The 22553-nt window shown below is 42.5% G+C and carries 26 protein-coding genes and 1 other annotated feature; all 26 genes read left to right on the top strand.

The window, feature by feature from the left end:
• The first annotated feature begins 8 nt into the window (after nucleotides 1-8).
• The 26 genes from ACXAEA_RS07135 to rpmA all read left to right on the top strand — a co-directional run bounded on the left by ACXAEA_RS07135 (nucleotide 9) and on the right by rpmA (nucleotide 22542).
• Nucleotides 9-431: a prepilin-type N-terminal cleavage/methylation domain-containing protein gene (locus tag ACXAEA_RS07135; RefSeq protein WP_475095213.1), complete on the top strand. Its 423-nt coding sequence runs from the start codon at nucleotides 9-11 to the stop codon at nucleotides 429-431.
• Entirely contained in the window at nucleotides 418-1386 is a 969-nt protein-coding gene (locus tag ACXAEA_RS07140) for a hypothetical protein (RefSeq protein ID WP_475095214.1), read from the top strand. The genes ACXAEA_RS07135 and ACXAEA_RS07140 overlap by 14 nt, the downstream gene beginning before the upstream one ends.
• Nucleotides 1387-1405: 19 nt before the next feature.
• A complete protein-coding gene (locus ACXAEA_RS07145) occupies nucleotides 1406-1957 on the top strand; it encodes a hypothetical protein (RefSeq protein ID WP_475095215.1) in 552 nt (183 codons plus the stop codon).
• Nucleotides 1958-1974: 17 nt separating this feature from the next.
• Complete coding sequence (locus ACXAEA_RS07150) at nucleotides 1975-3315, top strand: hypothetical protein (protein ID WP_475095216.1); 1341 nt, start codon at nucleotides 1975-1977, stop codon at nucleotides 3313-3315.
• 15 nt (nucleotides 3316-3330) lie between these two features.
• A complete protein-coding gene (locus ACXAEA_RS07155) occupies nucleotides 3331-4992 on the top strand; it encodes a GspE/PulE family protein (RefSeq protein ID WP_475095217.1) in 1662 nt (553 codons plus the stop codon).
• Nucleotides 4993-5004: 12 nt separating this feature from the next.
• Nucleotides 5005-6045, top strand: coding sequence for a type IV pilus twitching motility protein PilT (locus tag ACXAEA_RS07160; protein ID WP_475095218.1), 1041 nt, complete (start codon nucleotides 5005-5007; stop codon nucleotides 6043-6045).
• 3 nt (nucleotides 6046-6048) lie between these two features.
• Nucleotides 6049-7254: a type II secretion system F family protein gene (locus tag ACXAEA_RS07165; protein WP_475095219.1), complete on the top strand. Its 1206-nt coding sequence runs from the start codon at nucleotides 6049-6051 to the stop codon at nucleotides 7252-7254.
• A gap of 124 nt (nucleotides 7255-7378) precedes the next feature.
• Nucleotides 7379-7789, top strand: a complete 411-nt coding sequence (locus tag ACXAEA_RS07170; protein WP_475095220.1) for a type II secretion system protein — start codon at nucleotides 7379-7381, stop codon at nucleotides 7787-7789.
• Nucleotides 7786-8541, top strand: coding sequence for a prepilin peptidase (locus ACXAEA_RS07175; RefSeq protein WP_475095221.1), 756 nt, complete (start codon nucleotides 7786-7788; stop codon nucleotides 8539-8541). The genes ACXAEA_RS07170 and ACXAEA_RS07175 overlap by 4 nt, the downstream gene beginning before the upstream one ends.
• Before the next feature lie 17 nt (nucleotides 8542-8558).
• Nucleotides 8559-9542: a type IV pilus biogenesis protein PilM gene (gene pilM, locus ACXAEA_RS07180; protein WP_475095222.1), complete on the top strand. Its 984-nt coding sequence runs from the start codon at nucleotides 8559-8561 to the stop codon at nucleotides 9540-9542.
• Nucleotides 9543-9544: 2 nt separating this feature from the next.
• A complete protein-coding gene (locus ACXAEA_RS07185; RefSeq protein WP_475095223.1) occupies nucleotides 9545-10171 on the top strand; it encodes a PilN domain-containing protein in 627 nt (208 codons plus the stop codon).
• Nucleotides 10168-10971: a hypothetical protein gene (locus tag ACXAEA_RS07190; protein ID WP_475095224.1), complete on the top strand. Its 804-nt coding sequence runs from the start codon at nucleotides 10168-10170 to the stop codon at nucleotides 10969-10971. The genes ACXAEA_RS07185 and ACXAEA_RS07190 overlap by 4 nt, the downstream gene beginning before the upstream one ends.
• Nucleotides 10972-11088: 117 nt before the next feature.
• The gene (locus ACXAEA_RS07195) at nucleotides 11089-12180 is read left to right on the top strand and encodes an SPOR domain-containing protein (RefSeq protein ID WP_475095225.1); all 1092 of its coding nucleotides are present in this window, start codon (nucleotides 11089-11091) and stop codon (nucleotides 12178-12180) included.
• A gap of 186 nt (nucleotides 12181-12366) precedes the next feature.
• A complete protein-coding gene (locus tag ACXAEA_RS07200) occupies nucleotides 12367-12939 on the top strand; it encodes a Maf family protein (RefSeq protein WP_475095226.1) in 573 nt (190 codons plus the stop codon).
• 84 nt (nucleotides 12940-13023) lie between these two features.
• Nucleotides 13024-13695: a RadC family protein gene (radC, locus tag ACXAEA_RS07205; RefSeq protein ID WP_475098073.1), complete on the top strand. Its 672-nt coding sequence runs from the start codon at nucleotides 13024-13026 to the stop codon at nucleotides 13693-13695.
• Between the two features lie 160 nt (nucleotides 13696-13855).
• Nucleotides 13856-14878: a rod shape-determining protein gene (locus tag ACXAEA_RS07210; RefSeq protein WP_475095227.1), complete on the top strand. Its 1023-nt coding sequence runs from the start codon at nucleotides 13856-13858 to the stop codon at nucleotides 14876-14878.
• A 78-nt stretch (nucleotides 14879-14956) separates the two neighbouring features.
• The gene (gene mreC, locus ACXAEA_RS07215; RefSeq protein WP_475095228.1) at nucleotides 14957-15850 is read left to right on the top strand and encodes a rod shape-determining protein MreC; all 894 of its coding nucleotides are present in this window, start codon (nucleotides 14957-14959) and stop codon (nucleotides 15848-15850) included.
• Nucleotides 15847-16365: a rod shape-determining protein MreD gene (gene mreD, locus ACXAEA_RS07220; RefSeq protein WP_475095229.1), complete on the top strand. Its 519-nt coding sequence runs from the start codon at nucleotides 15847-15849 to the stop codon at nucleotides 16363-16365. The genes mreC and mreD overlap by 4 nt, the downstream gene beginning before the upstream one ends.
• Before the next feature lie 241 nt (nucleotides 16366-16606).
• Complete coding sequence (gene minC, locus ACXAEA_RS07225; protein WP_475095230.1) at nucleotides 16607-17287, top strand: septum site-determining protein MinC; 681 nt, start codon at nucleotides 16607-16609, stop codon at nucleotides 17285-17287.
• A 1-nt stretch (nucleotide 17288) separates the two neighbouring features.
• A complete protein-coding gene (gene minD / locus ACXAEA_RS07230) occupies nucleotides 17289-18092 on the top strand; it encodes a septum site-determining protein MinD (RefSeq protein WP_475095231.1) in 804 nt (267 codons plus the stop codon).
• Between the two features lie 152 nt (nucleotides 18093-18244).
• On the top strand, nucleotides 18245-19018 hold the full coding sequence (locus ACXAEA_RS07235) for a peptidoglycan DD-metalloendopeptidase family protein (protein WP_475095232.1): 774 nt from the start codon (nucleotides 18245-18247) through the stop codon (nucleotides 19016-19018).
• Entirely contained in the window at nucleotides 19011-19877 is an 867-nt protein-coding gene (locus ACXAEA_RS07240; protein ID WP_475095233.1) for a M50 family metallopeptidase, read from the top strand. Before ACXAEA_RS07235 ends, ACXAEA_RS07240 begins: the two co-directional genes overlap by 8 nt.
• Nucleotides 19878-19943: 66 nt before the next feature.
• The gene (locus ACXAEA_RS07245) at nucleotides 19944-21398 is read left to right on the top strand and encodes an Rne/Rng family ribonuclease (RefSeq protein ID WP_475095234.1); all 1455 of its coding nucleotides are present in this window, start codon (nucleotides 19944-19946) and stop codon (nucleotides 21396-21398) included.
• A gap of 88 nt (nucleotides 21399-21486) precedes the next feature.
• Nucleotides 21487-21566, top strand: a sequence feature (ribosomal protein L21 leader region).
• A gap of 15 nt (nucleotides 21567-21581) precedes the next feature.
• Nucleotides 21582-21890: a 50S ribosomal protein L21 gene (gene rplU, locus ACXAEA_RS07250; protein ID WP_144477733.1), complete on the top strand. Its 309-nt coding sequence runs from the start codon at nucleotides 21582-21584 to the stop codon at nucleotides 21888-21890.
• A gap of 16 nt (nucleotides 21891-21906) precedes the next feature.
• A complete protein-coding gene (locus tag ACXAEA_RS07255) occupies nucleotides 21907-22239 on the top strand; it encodes a ribosomal-processing cysteine protease Prp (protein WP_475095235.1) in 333 nt (110 codons plus the stop codon).
• A 12-nt stretch (nucleotides 22240-22251) separates the two neighbouring features.
• On the top strand, nucleotides 22252-22542 hold the full coding sequence (gene rpmA, locus ACXAEA_RS07260) for a 50S ribosomal protein L27 (RefSeq protein ID WP_079509900.1): 291 nt from the start codon (nucleotides 22252-22254) through the stop codon (nucleotides 22540-22542).
• The last annotated feature ends 11 nt before the right edge of the window (nucleotides 22543-22553 follow it).

Here is a 22553-nt window from a genome sequence, read left to right on the forward strand (position 1 = left end):
ACGCCTGAATGAAAAGGAACGGTTTTACCCTTGTTGAATTATTAGCAGCCCTGGCATTGACAGGAATTATAATTGTCCTAGTATTTTCTGTTTTTCAAACAGGTGTCAAACAGGGCGAAAGCAGCAAGAAGGATGCATTCCTTCAGCAGGAAGCGCAACTAATTGCCAAAACAATCCGGAATAAGCACCTGAAAGAACCTGCTTATCAACTAGAAATAAAAACGGATGAAGTGATAGTTGATGGCAAGGCCATTTCCAAGAGCTATATCTATAAAGCGGAAATAGTCTATGAGAATCATACATATGCAGGAGAACGATTGCAAATCGATACTAAATTGCCTCTGGAGTTAACATTGATGATAAAAAAGGGAGAACACTCCTATACGTTGAGAACTCTATTTGCAAGGGGAATCTCTGATGAGGAAAAATGAACATGGGTCCGTGCTGCTGGTGGTATTGTTGATGATGACGGTTTTCTCCATCATCGGAATTGCCATTGTTGGGATGGCAGCTAATAACTCTAAACAGATAGCTCATACTGGAAGTGGAATTAAAGCTACTAATCTTGCGGAGATGGGTGTGACCCATATGAAGCGGGAGGCAGCTAAAATAATTGTGAAAAATAAAAAAGCTTCATTATCAGATACCGATAAAGCGCTTCGAAATAAACTGCCGCTCAAAAACGCTTTCAATGTGAAAAAGAATAAATCCTACCCATTATACAAAATAGAAGATGTAGAAATTACTTCTTCCACCTTACAGGGGCAAGAGGATATAAAGATTACCTTTACATCAATTGGTTTTGCAGAAGACCAACAGGAGAGCAGGATATCCGCGGAGTTAAAGGTTTCAAGGGGAGAATTTGACGGGAAATTCCCTGACCCCGACAAGGAAATGGCAGTGAAGGATGATGATTCGATTGATTCCAGAGGACCTTTTAATACCTCTCTGTTGTTTACTTCTCATGTGAAAATACCATCCAACCATGATCCGGTGTTTAAAAAAGACACCTATTTTATGAAAGGATTCACAGCGAATTCTAACACAGTATTGAAATTTGAAAGCAATCTTTTTTTAAAAGGTGATTCGTTTATTGAAAGTAATAGCGATGTTATCGTATACGGAGACGCTTATATCGAAAACATTGATGTAAAACAGAATAAGCAAGAGAACGGAAACCAGGGGCTTCTTTGTATTGAAGGCACCTTAAAGGTTTATGGAGATGTAGAAGGGACGGTCACTACCACCTCAAGAAGTTGTGGAGCAATATCGTCAACCAATCATTATAGTGGAATTTATGCTAAGAAAGTTATTTATTATCCTAAGGAGGCCCAGATGCCTGAATGGGATGTTAATAGTATGCTTCTTGATGCATCGTATCAATAACTATAAATGAGGTGTGGAAATGATAGAGTTTTTCTTCTCAATGATCGCATCTGTAATTGTCATCCCACTCATCATTTTTCTTCCACTGGGATTAACGAGACGCGGAAAATGGAATGCAGCTATTGGCGCTTTATTAATAGGGGTGCTTGGCGTAGGTGCAGGCGAATTGCTAGTTTACTGGCAAGCGGTTTTTGTGATTTTACTTGTCTCGATCTTAACAGGGTTCTTAGCTGAAAAACAGAGCGGGATATACGGGTATGCTGAAGTAATCAACAATCATGAAAATGTTAGCGGAGCTCCTGCGCTTGATGAAGTAATATCACAATCTATTAACACAGATTCTGTACAAAAGAATGATGATGAACATACAATTGATCTGCCTGAACACCGATTGATTAAACCGAAAATAGTGGATGATCTTGAATTTCTAGAACGTCAGCAAGAAAGTGTAATAGAAGACTCCCCAGTTCCCCAACATGGATATCTAAAAGATATTGAGAAGATGCTGGATTTTCAACAAAAATCAAACGATGAAGAACAAGAATTGTGGGATTTTATAGAAGCCAAATAATCGGGAGGGGTATGATGATGGACAAGATTAAAAGTTTCAGGTTTACAGTAATTATGACCATTGCCGCTCTCTTTATATTTGGTTTCTCCCAGTTTTCTACAGTTGTTTATAGCTCATTTATCGAAAAGGATACATATGATGAACAAACTTCGATCGGCAGGATCAGCCTTTCAGGAAAATCGATTGAACAGGCCAATTTATTGCTGAAAGAACAAATCAAGAGTTGGCAAGAGAGTGCATCATTTGAACTTACATATAAAGGGAACAGCCAAAAGATTGATGCAAACAGCTTTATATACTTAGTAAATGAATCTGTTGAATCAGCATTGGATGGTAAGGAAAACCCTTTGATTGTGGAAGTGAATCAAAAGAAAATAGAAGAAGCTTTAAACCAGGTGGCTCCATCAATAGAAATAGATGTACTGGATATGGCTGGTTTGCTGAACGGTTTATCCTCAGCAGCATCCGAACTTGAACTGTCAATTAGTATCAGGTTAGAAGACTTTTTGCCAAAAGAAGATCCTGTGGTCGTTGCCTCAGCAACAAGAGAGTTATCTGAGGAGTTTTCTGACATTGAAACATTCGTACAGGAACTTGCTCAAATACCAGTGGATCCGCTTTCTAACGTTTCTTTAAAAGCGTTAGTTGAAGAGAAAGAAATGAATCAGTTATCTTCTCAGCAGTTAAGCATTGTTTCATCCGGTCTTTTTGAAGTATTGATGTCAACTAACTTCACGATTACCGAAAGAAACATCGGCCGTGAACTGCCTGAAAATATAAAGTCTGGCCTTGAAGCAAGAGTTGATTTCACAAAGGATATAGATTTTTCATTTTACAATCCCAACGAGACTCGTTACGAAATTAAATTATCAATAAATAAGGGCCAATTAGAAATTTCTATATCAGGAGTACCCTTTTCCTCAGATTACCGGTTAAATCTTACAGAAAAACAAGAGTTTAAACCAAGGATGATCAAGCGGTATACCCCGCTTCTTGGGCCAAACCAAAAGTCGGTTGAAGCGGAAGGGAAACCAGGTTTATTGATTAAAGTATATCGCGAATCTTTTACATCCTCAGGTGAGTTGATCGAATCGGAATTGATAGCTGAAGATTTCTATCAGCCAATTCATCGAGTAGAAGTCCACGGAATCGATCCAAATGTCCAAATGGGACAACAGGAAGAAACGGATCCGGAATCACTGCCCAACACAGATTTGAATAACAGTACGACGAATGCAAACCAAATAGATAGCACAGATGGACAGCTGCCTGCAGCAGAAGAGCATAAAAATTCTCCAGAAATGACAGACAATATTGAGGACAGGCTGTGGGGCAAACCAAATGAAGAGCCAAAATAGACAGGAGGCGAACAGATGAAACAAACTCGTAGAAGACTGGGAGACTTATTGATTGAATCTGGATTGCTGACTGCAGATCAGCTCAAGGCCACCCTTCAGGAGAAACCGGCTGAACAAAAGCTGGGAGATGCTTTGCTTCACAGAGGTTATATAACAGAGCAGCAATTAATTGAAGTGCTGGAGTTCCAGCTTGGTATCCCGCATATAAGCTTATACAGATATCCTTTTGATACGAGCTTATTCACACTAATTTCGAAGGAAACAGCCAAACGGAATCTGGTTATCCCGCTTAAAAAAGAGGGAGATAAACTCTATGTAGCTATGTCTGATCCCATGGATTTTTACACGATAGATGATTTACGGCTGTCAACAGGTTTTCATATAGAGACTGCGATTGCGACCAAGGATGATATCATACGTGCAATCAATAAATACTATGAAATCGACGAAGAGTTTGAAGAATTAATCGGGCAAGAATATATACTCGAGCCTGTGAAAGAAGATAAGGTTACCGAAGCAGATTCCCCAATCGTCAGGCTGGTCAATCAATTGTTGACCAATGCAGGGACTAGCAAGGCGAGCGATATCCATATCGATCCTCAGGAAACAAAAGTCGTGGTGCGCTATAGGATCGATGGAATGCTGCGCGTAGAAAGAGTTCTTCCGAAACATATGCAGAATGTCCTGACGGCAAGGATAAAAATAATGGCCAATTTGGATATTACAGAAAATCGGGTGCCGCAGGATGGGCGATTCAAAGTAAACCTTGATTTCCATCCTGTCGACTTGAGGGTATCTACAATTCCTACAGTCTATGGAGAAAAAATCGTGTTGCGTTTGCTTGATATGGGCAGCACATTGAACGATCTCAACAAGCTAGGGTTCAATACTCTTAATTTAACCAGATTTTCCAATATGATTACCAGGCCAAATGGGATTGTTTTAATTACAGGGCCAACAGGATCAGGTAAGTCTTCCACCTTATATGCTGCTTTAAATAAATTGAACAGTGATGAAGTCAATATCATTACGATAGAAGACCCAGTGGAATATCAAATTGAAGGAATCAACCAAATCCAGGTCAATCCGAATGTCGGCATGACATTCGCAGCCGGTTTAAGGTCCATTCTGCGGCAGGATCCTAATATTATCATGGTCGGGGAGGTAAGAGATAAGGAAACAGCTGAGGTAGCAATAAGAGCCTCATTAACCGGTCATCTGGTACTAAGTACTTTGCATACAAACGATGCGCTGACCTCGGTTTCAAGACTGATAGATATGGGCGTTGAACCATTCCTGGTTGCATCTTCTTTAAGCGGAGTCGTATCTCAGCGGCTTGTTCGGAGAGTATGCCGTGATTGTGCTGAATCCCATCCCCCTACTAAACGGGAACTTGATATTTTTTCAAAAAGAGGGATTGAGATTTCTGCAGTATGGAGAGGAAGAGGCTGCGCATCCTGCAACATGACAGGGTATCGCGGCAGATTAGCGATCCATGAAGTCTTATCGGTAAATGAAGAGTTGCGCCGGGCGATTATGAATGAAGAGTCAGTAACCAAACTGCGTGAAATTGCCGTGAAAAATAAAACCATATTCCTGATCGATGATGGCTTATTAAAGGTAAAGCAAGGATTGACGACCACCGAGGAAGTACTCCGTGTTGCCATTACAGAATAGTGGGGAGAAAAGATGAAAGAAAAAATTGACCGTTTGCTTCAAGCTGGTTTTGAGCTGAAAGCTTCCGATATACATATAACAGTTGGCGTGCCGCCGGTTATGAGAATTAATGGTGAGCTTAGAAAATATGGCAAGGAATTGATTCTTCCAGAGGAAACCGAGGGCATGGCAAGAGCCATTATACCAGAAAAAATGTGGTCACGTTTTAAAGAACAGGGAGAACTCGACTTTTCCTACGGACTCCCCGGGGTATCTCGTTTCCGGGTAAATACCTATCATCAAAGAGGCTGTGTATCAATGGCGATACGGATTGTCCCAACAAGCATCCCGACAATTGAAGATCTTGAACTCCCGGAAATATTGAAGAAAATTGCAGAGAAGCCTCAGGGATTGGTCCTGGTGACGGGACCCACAGGAAGCGGGAAGTCTACAACACTAGCAGCGATGATTCAATATATGAATGAAACAATGAGAAAACACGTCATCACTCTTGAAGACCCAATTGAGTATTTACACAAGCATGGCAGTTCGATTATAGACCAGCGCGAAGTCGGATTTGACACGAATAACTTTGCCAACGGATTAAGGGCGGCACTCCGCCAGGACCCTGATGTGATTCTGGTAGGAGAGATGCGTGACCTGGAAACAATTCAGACTGCAATTACAGCTGCTGAAACTGGTCATCTTGTTTTTGGCACATTGCATACATCAAGTGCCCCTGCTACCATCAATCGAATTATCGACGTTTTTCCACCAGCCCAGCAGGCTCAGATTCGTATTCAGCTTGCATCCGTGCTCGTCTCTGTTATATCCCAGCGATTATTTCCGACGATCGAAAAACAAGGGCGGATTGGAGCGACAGAAATCTTAATCAATAATTCGGCAGTAGCCAACTTGATCCGAAATGAAAAAATCCATCAAATCATCAGCATCATGCAAACCTCTCGCTCCTATGGCATGCACACTCTTGAAATGGATATTAAGGATCTTGTCCAAAAAGGCATCATTTCCAAGGAAACTGCAGAGCCATATTTACAGGAAACTATGGTGTAAATTATGGCTAGATTCAAATATACCGGCAGAGACCGGACAAAAAAACGTTCAGGGACGATTACGGCTTCTACCAAAAGGGAAGCTCTGGAGAAGCTGCGCTCAGAAGGAATCAGGACAACTGAAATCATAGAAATACAGGAATCATTGTTGACGAAAGAAATAACGATTGGCAATCCTGTTAAACTGCAGCACCTTGTCATTTACCTGAGACAATTTGCTACGCTTTTAAAAGCAGGTGTATCTGTTGTTGACTCGACCAAAATCCTTGCGGCACAAACAGACAGTAAAGCGTTAAAAAAAGCCCTGATTGATATTGAGCAAGAGTTGCGTGAAGGGAATCCGCTGTCACAAGCTTCAGCAAAACACAGTAAAATTTTCTCACCGATGTATATCAATATGATTAAAGCCGGAGAAGCTGGCGGAAACATGGATGAAACATTGGAAAGACTAGCAGACCACTTTGAAAAACAGCATAATACAAGGAAGAAAATTGTCGCAGCATTAAGCTATCCTGCAGTAATTGGGGCATTAGCGATCATAGTAGTCATTTTCCTGCTGGTGGCTGTCGTCCCTACATTTGTCGATATGTTCTCAGACTTTGGCGGAGAACTTCCGGTGATTACGAAATTTGTTCTGAATGCCAGCGAATTTATGCAATCCTTTTGGTGGCTCATATTATTGTTTGTTGTGGGGGTTTCACTGCTAATCATGGTATTGAAGAAAAATATCCAGACAAAATATTATCTTGATTATGCTCTGTTACGAATCCCTGTTTTCGGGAAGCTGCTTCAAAAAGGAGCAATTGCAAGATTCACAAGGACTTTAAGTTCATTGTTTGCAAGCTCCGTACCAATCCTGCAGGCACTTTCAATTGTTGAAAAAGTAGTCGAAAATGAGGTGCTTGCCAAAGTGCTGAGAGATTCACGAGATTCATTGGAAAAAGGACAGTCACTTACAGGACCAATGAGAAAGCACTGGGCATTTCCACCTCTCGTTACTCAAATGATTGCAATAGGCGAAGAAACTGGATCATTGGACGCCATGTTAAGCAAAGTGGCAGACTTTTACGAGAAAGAAGTCGAACACAGCACGGACCAGTTAAAATCATTAATCGAACCGTTAATGATCGTCCTGCTTGCAGCACTAGTCGGCACAATTGTCGTCGCCATAATGGTACCGATGTTTGAAATCTTCAATCACGTAAATTAACACTGACAAAAGTAAACAAATTATACTAATTTTCATTCTATTTTTTCTATCAATCATTTATACTGGTTGATAGATACATATGACAAAAGTCATAGGGAAAAATAACTAAAAGGAGATGGAGAAAATGTTCAAAACATTAAAGAAAAGATTAAAGAATCAAAGAGGGTTGACATTAGTTGAGTTATTGGCTGTAATTGTGATTTTGGGGATTATTTCTGCGATTGCGGTTCCTAGTATTGGAAAAATTATTAGTAATACTGAAAAAGACGCAAAAGTTGCAGAGGCAAAACAAATTATTAGCGCTGCAAGATTATATGTTGCATCCGAAGATCCGGGAGATACTACTCTAACTAATCTTGCTGCTCTAACGGACTATTTAGATAATGTTAAAGATGATACTTTTGTTGTTACTATTGATAAAACAGATACTGGTAAATATATATATACTTTGTCAGGACACGATGCAGTAACTCTAGTTGAGCAAGGCACAAAAGATGGTAGTGCTACAGAAAAAGAAATATTAGATTATAAATGATTTATTTAATAATTTTTATTTACGGTACAGTCCTAGGCTCCTTCTACAACGTAGTAGCCCTGCGTGTCCCAGAAGGGAAGTCAATTGTTGCACCGCGCTCGTCTTGTCCGAAGTGCGGTCATCAATTGACAGCTTGGGAACTGATTCCGGTACTATCATATTTTCTTCAGAGGGGGAAATGCCGCCAGTGCAAGGCGCGCATTTCGCCCGTTTATCCTTTTTTTGAGTTGTTGACTGGCCTACTTTTTGGGGTTGCGTCTTTAATCGTTGGCTGGAATGTTGAGCTTGTGATTGCGTTAACTCTCCTATCAATGTTTGTCATCATTACAGTTTCGGATTTGGCTTATATGATCATTCCTGACAAGGTTCTGATTTTCTTTGCTGGTATCTTTCTTATTGAACGGATTTTTCTTCCTCTATCACCGTGGTGGGATTCCCTCGCTGGTGCTGCGGTGGGCTTCTTTCTCCTGTTATTGATCGCTGTTGTCAGCAAGGGTGGCATGGGTGGAGGCGACATTAAGCTTTTTGCAGTGATCGGCTTCGTGCTGGGTGTCAGACTGCTGCTTCTTTCCTTCTTTTTATCCACATTGTTCGGAGCGTTCTTCGGTGTCATTGGCCTTCTTTTTGGTTTTCTAAAACGGAAACAGGCTATTCCGTTCGGTCCATTTATTGCCGTTGGTAGCCTTGCAGCTTATTTCTTTGGCGATCGATTGGTCGCACTATATATTAATCTATTAACATCAGGATTTTAATTGAAGGAGTTTTTCTCATGGTTTTATCCATCTTTTCCGTGCGAAATAAGATGATCAATCTTGTAATAAATGATCACTCTATCCGATACGTTGAATTGAAACAACGAAATCCAATTGTCGTATCTGCTAAGGGAGAACGGTTTCTTCCTGCGGGCATTATTTCGGATGGTAAAATTCAGGATGTCGAAACTCTTTCGATCATTCTTGACGAATGTATTGCTGATTGGGGAATTAAGAATAGGGAAGTCAGGTTCCTGGTCCCTGATTCGCTGGTGATCATTCGTAAAGTATCGATACCTGCTGATGTAGAAGATGACGAGATTCATTCATACCTTTATCTCGAGTTAGGTTCAAGCATTCATCTGCCTTTTGATGAGCCTGTTTTTGATACCGTGTCACTGGGTGTAGAAAACAAAAAAAGGGAAATCCTTTTGTTCGCTGCACCTGAAGAGTATGTATCTGAATATGCGAATCTCCTAAAGGAAACAAAGCTGAAACCGGTGGCTGCAGACATATCTCCGCTAGCCGCGTATAGACTTTATCACTCTCTTGGTTTGGCTGAAGAGAATGAAAAACTAATGACGATCCAGTTTGACTTAGGATTGGTCAGTATGTGTATTTTCGAGGGGACTATACCAATCTTTATGAGGCATATCCCAGTAGATTTGCAATCGGATTGGGAAGTGAAGTTGGGCATATCCGGGGAGCACGAGCTGAACTATATAGGTGAAGCGAACGAATTTATGTATCAATTTGAAGATATCTATAAGGAAATCAATAAATTGCTAGACTTTTATCGATACTCTCTTACTCATGGCAAAAACTCCATCACAAAAATCTTATTAAATGGTGATCATCCTTTGATGTCAAAGGTCATCGGTGAAATGGGCGAACGCTTTGAGATCCAGGTAGTAACTCTTGATAAAATCCTTCCTGAAGCTGTAAGTGAGATTTCACGTGCTCATTATTTGGCTTTGGGACTTGGATTGAAAGAGGTGTGAAGATGCTAGTAGAGATTAATCTTCTTCCAAAAAAAGAACACAAAACAACGTCCTTACTTGCTGTCACACTTATTTTGCTATGCATATTCGCTCTTGGTTCCAGTGTCTTTCTTTGGCAGGCAAGAACAAATGAAGCTTCTGTAAAGAAGCTGAATGAGGAAATTGCAAAAGTACAAAGTTTAAATACCGCATTGCAAACAAAAGTAATGGAACAAGAAAATAGCGATTCTGCTGCTGATTTGCAAAGTGCTGTCATTTGGGCTGAAAAACACACTCCTGAAACGGTAAGGCTGCTCAGGAGCTTGATTGCATTGCTGCCTGAACAAGGCTTTATTCAAACGTTGAGCTATGATGGTGTAGGCATAGTCAATGTAAGAGTTGAATTCGAATCATCAAGAGATGCAGCTTATTTCTTAAGTTCACTCAAACATTCCGAATGGGTAAATAATGCTTCGATTCTTACCGTTGAGGCTGTGAAAGAAGATGAATCGGAATCTGATAGCGATTCGAACACGGAAGACATGGGGAATATAACGCTTCTGCCAACTTATTCAGCAGAATTTGAAGTTGATTTTGAGAAGGAATTCTTTACTCAGGAATATGAAAATAAAGGAGGAAATGAATCATGAACCTCCAATTTTCAAAAAAAGAAATTTTCATTTTAATATCAGGCATTGTCTTTGCCCTCATTTTGTATTTGATCATGACATTCTCCTATCTCAATCCATTGAAGGAAAGTGTCATTCAGAAAGAACAGCAGCTTAAAACTGAAAAACAACTTCAGGCAGCATACGAAAAAAGGGTTTTTACGGTCCCTTCAGGGGAAATGAAAAGTGTTTCCGAATTATATAAGAAAATTCCGAATCAACCGTTCACCGAGGAATTAATCCTAAACTTTGAAAAAGCTGAAGTAGTATCGAATAGCACAATTATTCTCATGGAATTTGGTGAAAGGGATTCTGCAGAACAACAGGAAACTGCTGACCCCGAAGTTGAATCAGGAGAAGGTTCAAAGAAAGATTCAGCTGATGGCATTTCTAAAAATCTGGACAAGATGCCTGCAGGTTTAAATAAAACCTCGGTTACTCTATCAGTTGAATCTAACAGTTATGAAGGATTAGAGAAATTCATACAAGTTCTCGAAGAATCGAAAAGAGAAATGAGCATTGATTCAATAGAATTTGAAGGTCCAGAGGGGATCGGTTATGACGCAGGCGAAGAAGAACTCATTTTGTTCACGGTTACTCTTTCTGCATACTACTTTCCTGAAATGATTGATTCCAATGATAATCCAATGCGCATCGAAACCCCTGAACCTGCCAACAAGCGAAACCCTTTCCCGACCTTCGGCGATCATTCTGAAGAGAATGTCACGGAAACGAATTCTTCCATTAATGAAGAGGATGGGGAAGGCAGCGACGAACCATAATCTAGTAAAAAAATTGACGAAAGCATTCTATAACAAGACGACAAAAGTCTTGTTATTTTTTTTTGCCTGTATGATAGGATGGAGCAAAACAGGAACGGGCAGGGGGAGGTACAAGCGTTGGACAAGCATGGAAAGACGATTACGATCAAGATTAATGGCAAGGACCGTCCGGTTAATGAACAGAAAACCATTCAGGATGCAGACTCAGGAAAAGAACAGGATAGTTACCGGGAAGACACCGTTTTTTCTTATAAAAATGAGGAACGAAGCAGAGTTTATCCGCTGGTGGAGGATCCTGCACTCCATGAAACGGCTGCTGCCCAGGAACAGGCGGAGGAAAGCTTTGACTGGATTTTGCCTGAACCAGATCAGGTGAAAGAGGAAAGCCTAAAAGAATACAAAATTGCCCCGATGCAGACGAAGAAGCCAAAGAAAAAGAGCATAGGCATATCTTTGTGGAACAATAAGACGAAAAGGAATAACCGTCTTTATACGACTATTTTCGTTACTGTATTTTTTGCTGTGCTGCTGGGTTCGGCCTTTGGGGTAACAATCCTTAAATTTGTGACTGCAGATTCGGGAACTGTTACGACAGTTTCGACTCCTGCTAAAACGCCTCCTGCAGCAGAACAACCGGCATCCGGAAAAGAGTCACTGGAAATGAAGGCTATTCCAGCATTTATTGTACAGAACGGGGTGTTCACTACTGAAGAGGGAGCAAAGGAAAGGGTGAATCTTCTTTCAGGTCAAGGAGTGGCTGCCGAGATTTTTCCTGTAAATGGCCAATTCGCCGTTTATTTAGGGACGGGTGGCAGCATTGAGGCTGCGAAACAACAGGCTGAGGCGCTTAAGGCAAAAGGAGTGGAAGTCTTCGCAAAACCATTTGAGATAGCAGGCGGTTCCGCTGCAGGCCTGACAGGTGAGGAAGCAAAATTCCTGCAGCAGGCTCCGGACATCTACTCTATCCTGATCAGTGGAGCAGGGGCGAGCCCCGAAGCGGTGAAAAAAGTAGAAGATTACCAGGTGCTGCTAGGCAAAATCTCTGACAAGAATGTAAAGGATAAAAACATTTTGAAGGCAAAGTCAAGCATCGAGAAAGCAAGCGCTTCGTTCTTAAGCTACCAGAAGTCAAAGGATGCGAACCAGCTTGCAGAGGTGGAAAAAGGCCTGCTTGCATTTTTGGCGGCCTATCAGTCAATTGGCAAATAAAAGACCATAGAAGTGCTAATTGAATATTTTCCGGGAAATTGTACAAATTAACAGAGCCTTCGCCATTTTGCGGCAGGCTCTGATTTTTTTTGCAAAACCAGGGACTAAAGATTGTTACAAAAGGTGAACTTTGATACGATTAGCTTGTATCTCCCTTAGATGCAAAAAGAAAAGAAAGGTGATTTTATGCAACGCCTCATTCTAGCCTCTTCTTCTCCACGGCGAAAAGAACTTCTTGAAAATCTCCGCCTGAATTTCGAAATCTCGAGCAGTGATGCAGATGAAAGTTTCAGTGAAACGCTGAGCCCGTCTGAAGCAGTCATGGAACTTGCATCGAGAAAGTCAAGGACAGTAGCGCAAAATTATCCAGGATGTTTCGTAATTGGCTCCGATACGGTCGTCGTCCATGACGGATTGATCCTCGGAAAGCCAGAGAGCGGACAAGAAGCCTATGATATGCTCAAGAAGCTGTCTGGGAACACCCATTCAGTCTACACAGGAGTATCGATCATCTCCCCTGAGAAGGAAACATGTTTCTATGAAAAAACAGATGTGACGTTCTGGGAATTGTCAGATGAAGAAATCGACACCTATATAAAGAGCGGTGAACCATTCGATAAGGCTGGCGGCTACGGAATCCAGGGGTTCGGCAGCATGCTTGTCAGAGAAATCAGTGGGGATTATTACACAGTCGTCGGACTGCCTGTATCAAGATTGATCAGGGAACTTAGAAAAATCGGTTACATCCTTCCTTATTAAAAGAAAAGCCACAGAAACTTCTTCTACACTTTCCTCGTCATAATCATTTGACTGGGAGGAAATATATTGTCTACCAATTCATTAATGATCAGAGATTATCCGCAAAACGAGCGGCCGAGGGAACGGTTTGTGCAGAATGGTCCTCAGAGCCTCTCGAATCATGAATTGCTTGCCTTGCTGCTTGGTACGGGTTCGCGGGAGGAATCGGTGCTCCAGCTTGCCAATCGGATGCTTTCCCAGTTTGAGGGTCTTCGCCTGCTAAAAGATGCCACCCTTGAGGAACTGACCCAAATAAAAGGGATCGGCCAGGCAAAGGCCATCCATGTCCTCGCTGCAGTTGAGATCGGCAGGCGCATCGCCAACCATACCCTTGATGAACGCTATGTCATCCGCTCCCCGGAGGACGGCGCAAAATATTTAATGAACGATATGCGCTTCCTGACGCAGGAGCATTTTGTCTGCCTGTATTTGAATACGAAAAACCAGGTCATCCACAAACAGACCATTTTTATCGGCAGTTTGAATGCATCAATTGTCCATCCTCGTGAAGTCTATAAGGAAGCAGTTCGGAGGTCGGCGGCTTCAGTCATTTGCGTCCACAATCACCCATCAGGAGACCCGACGCCAAGCCGCGAGGATATTGAAGTGACGAAGCGGCTCGCTGAGTCAGGAAAAATTGTCGGAATAGAATTGCTAGACCATTTGATTATTGGTGAAAATAAATATGTTAGTTTGAAGGAAAAAGGGTATGTATGATACTAGGATTTTGATTGACGATGCGATATAATATAATTTATGATTTTTGCGGACAAAGTTAAAATTTTGTCAAAAAATCTGCTTATGAACAATCAACTACTTTGTAAATAGATTGCCTGTTCTTTTATTGCATTTTTTGTTGAGAAAGGGAGATACAAATATGTTTGGAATCGGAACAAGAGACCTGGGAATCGATCTGGGTACTGCTAATACACTTGTTTATGTAAAAGGAAAAGGAATTGTTTTACGAGAGCCATCAGTAGTGGCGCTTCAGACGGATACGAAAAGCATCGTTGCTGTCGGTAACGACGCGAAAAACATGATCGGACGTACTCCAGGCAATGTCGTAGCTTTAAGGCCGATGAAGGATGGCGTTATTGCGGACTATGAAACAACGGCTACTATGATGAAGTACTACATCAAACAGGCTACGAAGAACAAAGGCTGGTTTGCTGGCAAGCCTTACGTCATGGTATGTGTGCCATCTGGAATCACTGCAGTTGAGGAACGTGCTGTCATCGACGCAACACGCCAGGCTGGTGCCAGGGACGCATTTACGATTGAGGAACCGTTTGCAGCGGCGATTGGCGCAAACCTTCCAGTTTGGGAACCTACGGGAAGCATGGTTGTTGATATCGGTGGCGGAACGACTGAAGTCGCAATCATCTCACTTGGCGGAATCGTTACTTCTCAATCTGTCCGTATTGCCGGTGATGAAATGGATGACGCAATTATTAATTATATTCGTAAAACATATAACCTGATGATTGGTGAAAGAACGGCAGAAACAATCAAGATGGAAGTCGGTTCTGCGGGAGATCCTGACGGAATTGAAAATATGGAAATCCGCGGCCGTGACCTGCTGACTGGCCTGCCTAAGACAATTGAAATCACTGCAGCTGAAATCGCGAAAGCATTGCATGACACTGTATACGCCATTGTTGATGCAGTTAAGCTGACACTTGAAAAAACTCCGCCAGAACTTGCTTCTGATATCATGGACCGAGGAATCGTCCTGACAGGCGGAGGCGCATTGCTGCGCAATTTGGACAAGGTCATCAGCGAAGAAACAAAAATGCCGGTATTGATTGCCGAAGATCCCCTTGATTGTGTAGCGATCGGGACAGGCAAAGCATTGGATCACATTGATTTATTCAAGAGCAAGGCAAAAGAATCAAGATAATCAGAAGAAGGGAAGCGGGATTCTATCCTACTTCCCTGCTCTTCTGTCATTCATATTTTCAGATTAGAGGTGTAAATCATGCCACAGTTCTTTTTTAATAAACGCCTGATAATGCTGCTTGTGAGCATTATAGTCCTCGTGGCATTGATTGGTTTTTCTTTAAGGGAAAGAGAAGAATTGACATGGCCCGAGCAGTTTGTCAAAGACTCGACCAGCTGGGTTCAATCCCTAGTGTCAAGGCCTGTGAATTATGCTGCCGGTTTGATCGAAAACCTTCAAGACTTGCAAAATACATATCAGGAAAACAAAGAATTGAAGAAACGTGTTGACGATATGGCACGACTTGAAGCAAAGGTATACTCCCTTGAACAAGAAAACGAGGAGCTTCAGGAAATTTTAGATAAAAAAGAGTCACTTGCAGACTATGAGCCGATCCAGGCAGTCAGGATTGCAAGAAGCCCTGAACGATGGAATGAATTAATTGTTATCAATAAAGGTACAGCAAATGGTGTTGAAAAGAACATGGCCGTAATCACCGCAAAAGGATTGATTGGCAAGGTAAAAAGCACGACACCTTTTTCAGCAACCGTCCAACTGGTCAGCTCAATTGACCCGACCAACAGGATATCGGCAATACTCCAGGCAGAAAAGCCGCTATACGGCACGATTGAAGGGTACGATAAGAAAAAGGAGCTTCTTTTATTAAAAGGGCTTCCATATGATGCGAAGATTGAAAAAGGCCAGAATGTCGTTACCACAGGAATGGGCGGTATTTTCCCTAAAGATCTTCCAATCGGTAAGGTTGTCAAGGTTGTACCTGATGAATTCGGCCTAAATCAAACGGCTTATATTAAGCCGGAAGCAAATCTTTATGACCTGGAACATGTCATGGTCGTCAAAAAGTCGATGGTATCCGTCGATCTTGAAGAAACTCTTGAAGAAGATAGCGAAGGGAAGGAGGAAGGCAATTGATCCGTTTCCTGCTTCCAGCACTGTTCGTTTTTTTGTTCATCCTTGAAAGTTTGTTCGTCGAGCTTCTCCCTGCGGAGCTATTCAATAGTGACCGGATTCTTGCGCCCCACTTCCTGATGGTTGGGATCCTGTTTTTGACAGCGTACCTGAGCCCGAAACATGGAATCCTATACGGTTTTATATTCGGATTGCTTTTTGATGTCGTTTACACAGAAATCATTGGCATCTATCTGTTCATGTTCCCATTCATTGCATATTTATTTGCGAACATGATGAGGATATTGCAAACCAATGTTTTTATCGTTTCCGTCCTGTCTCTGATCGGGATCGCTATCCTGGAGATCGGTGTTTATCAGCTGATGCACTTGATAAATATTACTGACCTGGACTTTTCGACCTATGTTAAAATAAGGCTAGTCCCAACACTGATCCTGAACCTGGCGTTTATCGTTTTGGCTGCCTTCCCGTTTAAAAGACAGTTCGAGAATGCTGCTGACAGGCTTCTGAACGATTAAGAAAATTCTTGATCACGCCTATTCAAATAAAGGAATTTGACGTTTGCTTGTCGAATTTCTTTTAGGTGAAATAAGATATTATTTTCTTGATGCAGACTATTGTCTAGCTCCAGCGCCTAGCCCCTCGAGTCGCTTCGGTCCGCTCAGGTGAAGTCAAAGAACGACTTCACCGGGCGGCCCTCCAGCGCTTGTCGGGGCTGACCAAGGCGCTTGCGCTTTTCTTATGAGGTGAACATCCAGTATGAAAAAAACACAAAATGTGACAATAAAAGGGACAAAAGATGGACTCACACTCCATTTGGACGATAATTGCTCCTACGATGAGTTAAAGAAAGAGCTCGACAGAAAGCTTTCCAATTCATCGCGTGTCCAGGAGGAACAGCAGCTGCTCTCGGTTAAGGTGAAGGTAGGCAACAGGTACCTGACCAAAGCGCAGGAGGAAGAGCTAAAAGACCTGATTCGCCAGAAAAGAAACTTGATCGTCGAGGATCTTGAAACCAATGTGATCACAAAGGATGAAGCGGACCGGCTCCGGCAGGAAACGGAAATCGTACCTGTAGCCCGTGTGATCCGATCCGGCCAGGTCCTTGAAATTATTGGGGATTTGCTGCTCATTGGGGATGTGAATCCCGGTGGGACAGTAAAGGCGACAGGGAATATTTTTATCATGGGGGCTTTGAAAGGTATTGCCCATGCAGGTTCTGACGGGAATCGGGAAGCAGTTATTGCTGCTTCTGTCATGAAGCCCGCACAATTGCGCATCAGTGATTGCATCAACCGTGCTCCTGACCAGATTACTGAGGATGAGAATCGTGTCATGGAATGTGCTTACATATCGGACAGTCAACAGATTGTTGTTGATAGATTGCAAGTTTTAATGAAAAAAAGACCAAATTTAACTAGATTCGAAGGAGGCCTCTAAAGTGGGAGAAGCGATTGTAGTTACTTCCGGAAAAGGCGGAGTTGGCAAAACGACAACTTCTGCTAATATTGGTACAGCTTTGGCACTTCAAGGCAAAAGAGTCTGCCTTATCGATACTGATATCGGCTTGCGCAATTTAGACGTTGTCATGGGGCTGGAAAACCGCATTATTTATGATCTTGTTGATGTCATTGAAGGCAGATGTAAGATTCATCAGGCCCTTGTAAAAGATAAACGCTTCGACGACCATCTTTATTTGCTGCCGGCTGCACAGACCAGCGATAAAACAGCTGTTCAGCCGGAGCAGATGAAAAAATTGGTGAATGAACTGAAGCAGGACTATGACTATATCGTCATTGATTGCCCGGCAGGAATCGAGCAAGGGTACAAGAATGCTGTTGCCGGCGCAGACAAGGCAATCGTTGTTACTACTCCTGAAGTTTCTGCGGTAAGGGATGCTGACCGGATTATTGGTCTTCTGGAAAAAGAAGAAAACGTTGAAGCACCGAAACTGGTCATCAACCGTATCCGCAGCCATATGATGAAAAATGGCGATATGCTTGATGTGGATGAAATCACGACCCACCTTTCCATCGATCTGATTGGAATTGTGGCGGATGATGATGAAGTCATCAAAGCTTCCAACCATGGTGAGCCGATTGCGCTGAACCCGAACAGCAAAGCATCGATCGCCTACAGGAACATCGCAAGAAGGATTCTTGGCGAGTCTGTTCCATTGCAGCAGCTTGATAACGACAATAAAGGTGTATTTTCGAAGATCAAGAAATTCTTCGGAGTTCGATAAAAAAATTTATGGCGCGTGTTCACGATGTTATTCTGCATCGCTGGACATGTGCTTTTTTTGTTTCTCTGTGTCTTCTCTTTCTAGTCATACTCTCGTTGGACAGGTCATAAACTTGTACTAATTTAGAGTACAAGGGGATTGGTGGGGATTGGATGAGCTCGAGAACGGATGACGTGCGCAAGAGGATGATGAAGAGGAAGAAAGAGCGGGAAAGAATGGAGAAGATGAACCACAATCGTTTTTTCGCTACCGTAGAGGAACGGCATGGTTTTGACAGGTTTCCTTCCTATGATATTGGGCCGGATGAAGGCGGACATCCCTTATTTAAAAAGGAAGTCTTTTTATTCAAGGTCCTGGCATCTGCCTGCCTAGTGCTGATTGTCGCGATTGTTTTCCGGAGCCCTTCGGAAAAAGCCGAATCGATTCAAAATTATGTAAAGCAGACGATGGATCAGGAATTCCAGTTTGCCGCAGTTGCTGACTGGTATGAAGAACAATTTGGAAAGCCATTGGCACTGTTGCCGACAAAAGTTGCAGAAGAAGATAAACAGGATGTATCAGATGAAAATCAGTATGCCCTGCCTGCGTCGGGAAAAATTCTTGAGGATTTTGGGGACAATGGGCAGAGAATCACGATCGAAACAGGCAAGGGTGCAGGTGTGGAGGCGATGAACGAAGGACTTGTCCATTTTGTCGGCATGAAAGAAGGCTTCGGCAAAACGGTCATTATCCAGCATGCGGATAAGAGTGAAACATGGTACGGGAATCTTGAAGGTATTGATGTGAATCTGTACGAATACATCTCGAAAGGCACGAAGGTAGGGACAGCGATGGACAGTGAGGATGCTGAAAAAGGTTCCTTTTACTTTGCAATTAAAAAAGGGGATGATTTCATTGATCCCGTCCAGGTGATCAAATTTGAATAAAGCCGTTGATTTATTGCGGAAAATTCAGATCCATCCATTGCTGTGGATGGTCATCGCCCTTGCTGTCGCGACTGCGCATTTTAGAGAGCTGATGATGGTGCTGCTGATTATTTTTGTTCATGAAATGGGACATGGTGCTGCAGCCTCTTTTTTTTCGTGGAGAATCAAGAAGATCGCCCTCCTGCCTTTTGGCGGGGTAGCTGAAATGGATGAGCATGGGAACAGGCCGCTGAAAGAAGAACTGATCGTCGTGCTTGCTGGGCCATTGCAGCATATTTGGATGATCGCGCTCGCCTTTGTTTTATTCCAGGGAGGCATCATTTCTGAGCATTGGTATTCATTGTTTATTGAATACAATCTGATGGTTTTATTGTTCAACTTAATGCCGATTTGGCCATTGGATGGAGGGAAACTCGTCTTTATCGTGTTATCAATGAACGCAACATTTCAGGAGGCACATAATCGGACACTGTATCTCTCTTGTGGGGCATTGTTTATTTTTTCGATGATCCTTTTGTTTATGGCGCCTTTGACCCTGAATGTCTGGTTCATCATTGGGTTCCTGGCGTTTTCATTGCACTTTGAATGGAAGCAGCGGCGATTTGTTTTCCTCCGTTTTCTTATGGAAAGACATTACGGGAAACAGGCGGATTTCAGGCAGTTAAAGCCGATCAGCGCAGAAGAGGAAGAAATGGTCGCGGACGTGCTTGAAAAGTTTCAGCGAGGCTGCAAGCATCCGATCATCGTAAAAAAGCAAAATGGCAAGGAGTCGATGATGGATGAGAATGAGTTGCTGCACGCTTACTTCACTGAAAAATTGTTGACTGCTAAAATAGGAGATTTGCTTTACACCTATTAAAATAGGATAATAAATGCAGCGTGAATCCAGTTCACGCTGCATTTTTTTTGTGAACAAGGAGAAACAATGGACAAGCTTATTATTAATACAATTTCCAGAGAAAAACGATTTGCGTTAATCAAAAATGGCAATGTTGAGAAAATATATATCGAACAGCCCGGCCAGCAGTCGCTGGTGGGGAATATTTATCTTGGGATCGTTGAGAGAGTGATTCCAGGAATGAATGCAGCATTCGTTAATTTTGGCGAAGAGATGAGCGGCTTCCTTTCGCGGGAGAAGCTTGCCTCTTTTGTTTTGTCAGAGGATGAAAAGAAAGTGAACCGTCCTATTTCTTCTTTTGTACATCAAGGAGAAAAGCTGTTTGTCCAGGTTGAAAAAGATGCAGCAGGCACAAAAGGAGCAAGGCTGACAGGAATCATTGAGCTTCAGGGTGAAAATCTGGTTTATATGCCTCATGGGAAATACATAGCGGTGTCAAAAAAAGCAGAAACTCCTGAAATCAGGGAAAGATGGAGGGAACTGGCCAAACAGCTGAAAACTCCGGAAGAAGGTCTTATTTTCAGGACGGAGAGCCTTCAACAGACTGAAGAAGTAATTGTGGCTGAACTCCAGCAGCAGCGTGAAAAATTTGATGAAATCGTAAAATCATCGACAGGCAAGAAAAAGCCCGGGATTGTATCCAGCCGGGATTACTTTTTTGAACAGGCACTTGCAGCCATTCCATTACTTGAAACAGGAACTGTGATTTCAGACAGTCTCGAGTTCAAAAATAAATTCGAGCCATTGCTCACCGGTGCTAATTCGGTTGAATTTTATAATGGGAAGGAAAATGTTTTTTCTTTTTATAAAATCGAACAGGAAATCGAGCGGCTGCTTAAAAGAATCGTTTGGCTGGATAAGGGAGCATACCTGGTCATCGACGAAGCTGAGGCGTTAACGGTAATCGATGTAAACACAGGGAAGTTCTCAGGAAAAACCGACCTTCGCGATACCGTGGTCAAAACAAATTTGAATGCTGCTGTCGAAGCTGCCCGCCAAATCAGGCTAAGGGATATTGCAGGCATCATCCTTATTGATTTTATTGACATGAACGATTCACAGGACAAGGATAGAGTTCTAAAAATCATACAGAAAGAGCTTTTGCAGGATAATCGCAGGACACGGATTGCGGGATTTACAGACCTGGGAATCCTCCAACTTACCAGGAAGAAAACAAAACCGTCTTTGGCAGAGACGCTGACTGAAAAATGCCGCACATGCGGCGGAGCAGGGCAGGTGCTCAGTTCCGAAACGATTGCTTCCAGACTGGAGAGGGAACTGTGGGAATATAAGAATGCAGATCATGAAGTCATTCATGTTTCCGCCACGAACGAAGTCATCAGCCATTTTTCCGGAGAAGGCGATATCCATAAATTGAGGCTTGAAAAGGCGCTTGGCTTTGCGATAAAATTCACGTTGTCAGATGCGGCCAAGCCATTTTATGAAATCGTTAAGGTTAGTGCTTCGACAGAACAAGGTTAATCCATGTCTGGCCATTAAAAGAACATCGATTATATGTTGACACTTTTGCTCGGCATATGATAGTATTTTAATGTTATTGTTTGTAGCACCCGTGCTACAACCGCACACAACAGGTATTTAAGTTTTGCCTGGAGCAAACGCCTGCTGATGGCGAGTCTGAGTCTAATGAGGAGGTGCACTGGAATGTACGCAATTATCGAAACTGGCGGCAAGCAAGTAAAGGTAGAAGAAGGACAAGCAATCTACATTGAAAAGCTAAACGCTGCTGAAGGCGAAACTGTAACTTTTGACAAGGTTCTTTTTGTAGGTGGCGAAAACGTTAAAGTTGGAAGCCCTGTAGTTGAAGGCGCAACTGTAACTGCTAAAGTTGAAAAGAACGGCCGTCAAAAGAAAATCATCGTTTTCAAGTACAAAGCGAAAAAGAACAATCGTAAGAAGCAAGGTCATCGTCAGCCTTACACTAAAGTTGTTATCGAAAAGATCAACGCTTAATTAAAGGCGGATTAGCATGATTCGTGCAACGATTAATCGTACAAAATCCGGAAGCATCCAATCGTTTACGATTAGCGGCCACGCTGGATATGCTGCCCATGGCAGCGACATTGTCTGTGCTGGGGTTTCCACCATATCAATTGGTACAGTCAATTCCATCATTGGGTTGACGGGAATTACACCGGACATTGAACAGGGTACTGATGGTTTTCTCCGCTGTGCTATTCCAGACAATTTGCCTGAGGATACACAGGAGAAAATACAATTACTCCTTGAAAGCATGGTCATTACATTGCAATCGATGGAAAAAGAGTACGGAAAGCACATAAAATTAACCTTCAAAAAGTAGGAGGTGGAACAAATGTTAAGATTAGATCTTCAATTCTTCGCTTCTAAGAAGGGTGTAGGTTCAACTAAGAACGGACGTGACTCTATCGCTAAGCGTCTAGGCGCTAAGCGTGCAGATGGTCAATTCGTAACTGGTGGTTCTATCCTTTATCGTCAGCGCGGAACTAAAATCTACCCAGGTGTAAACGTGGGTAAAGGTGGAGATGACACTCTATTCGCTAAAGTTGACGGCGTCGTTAAATTCGAACGTCTTGGCCGTGACCGCAAGCAAGTAAGTGTTTATCCTGCAGCTCAAGAAGCGTAAGCTAAAGAGAA

It is taken from the genome of Mesobacillus sp. ABV4_180 (assembly GCF_056158485.1).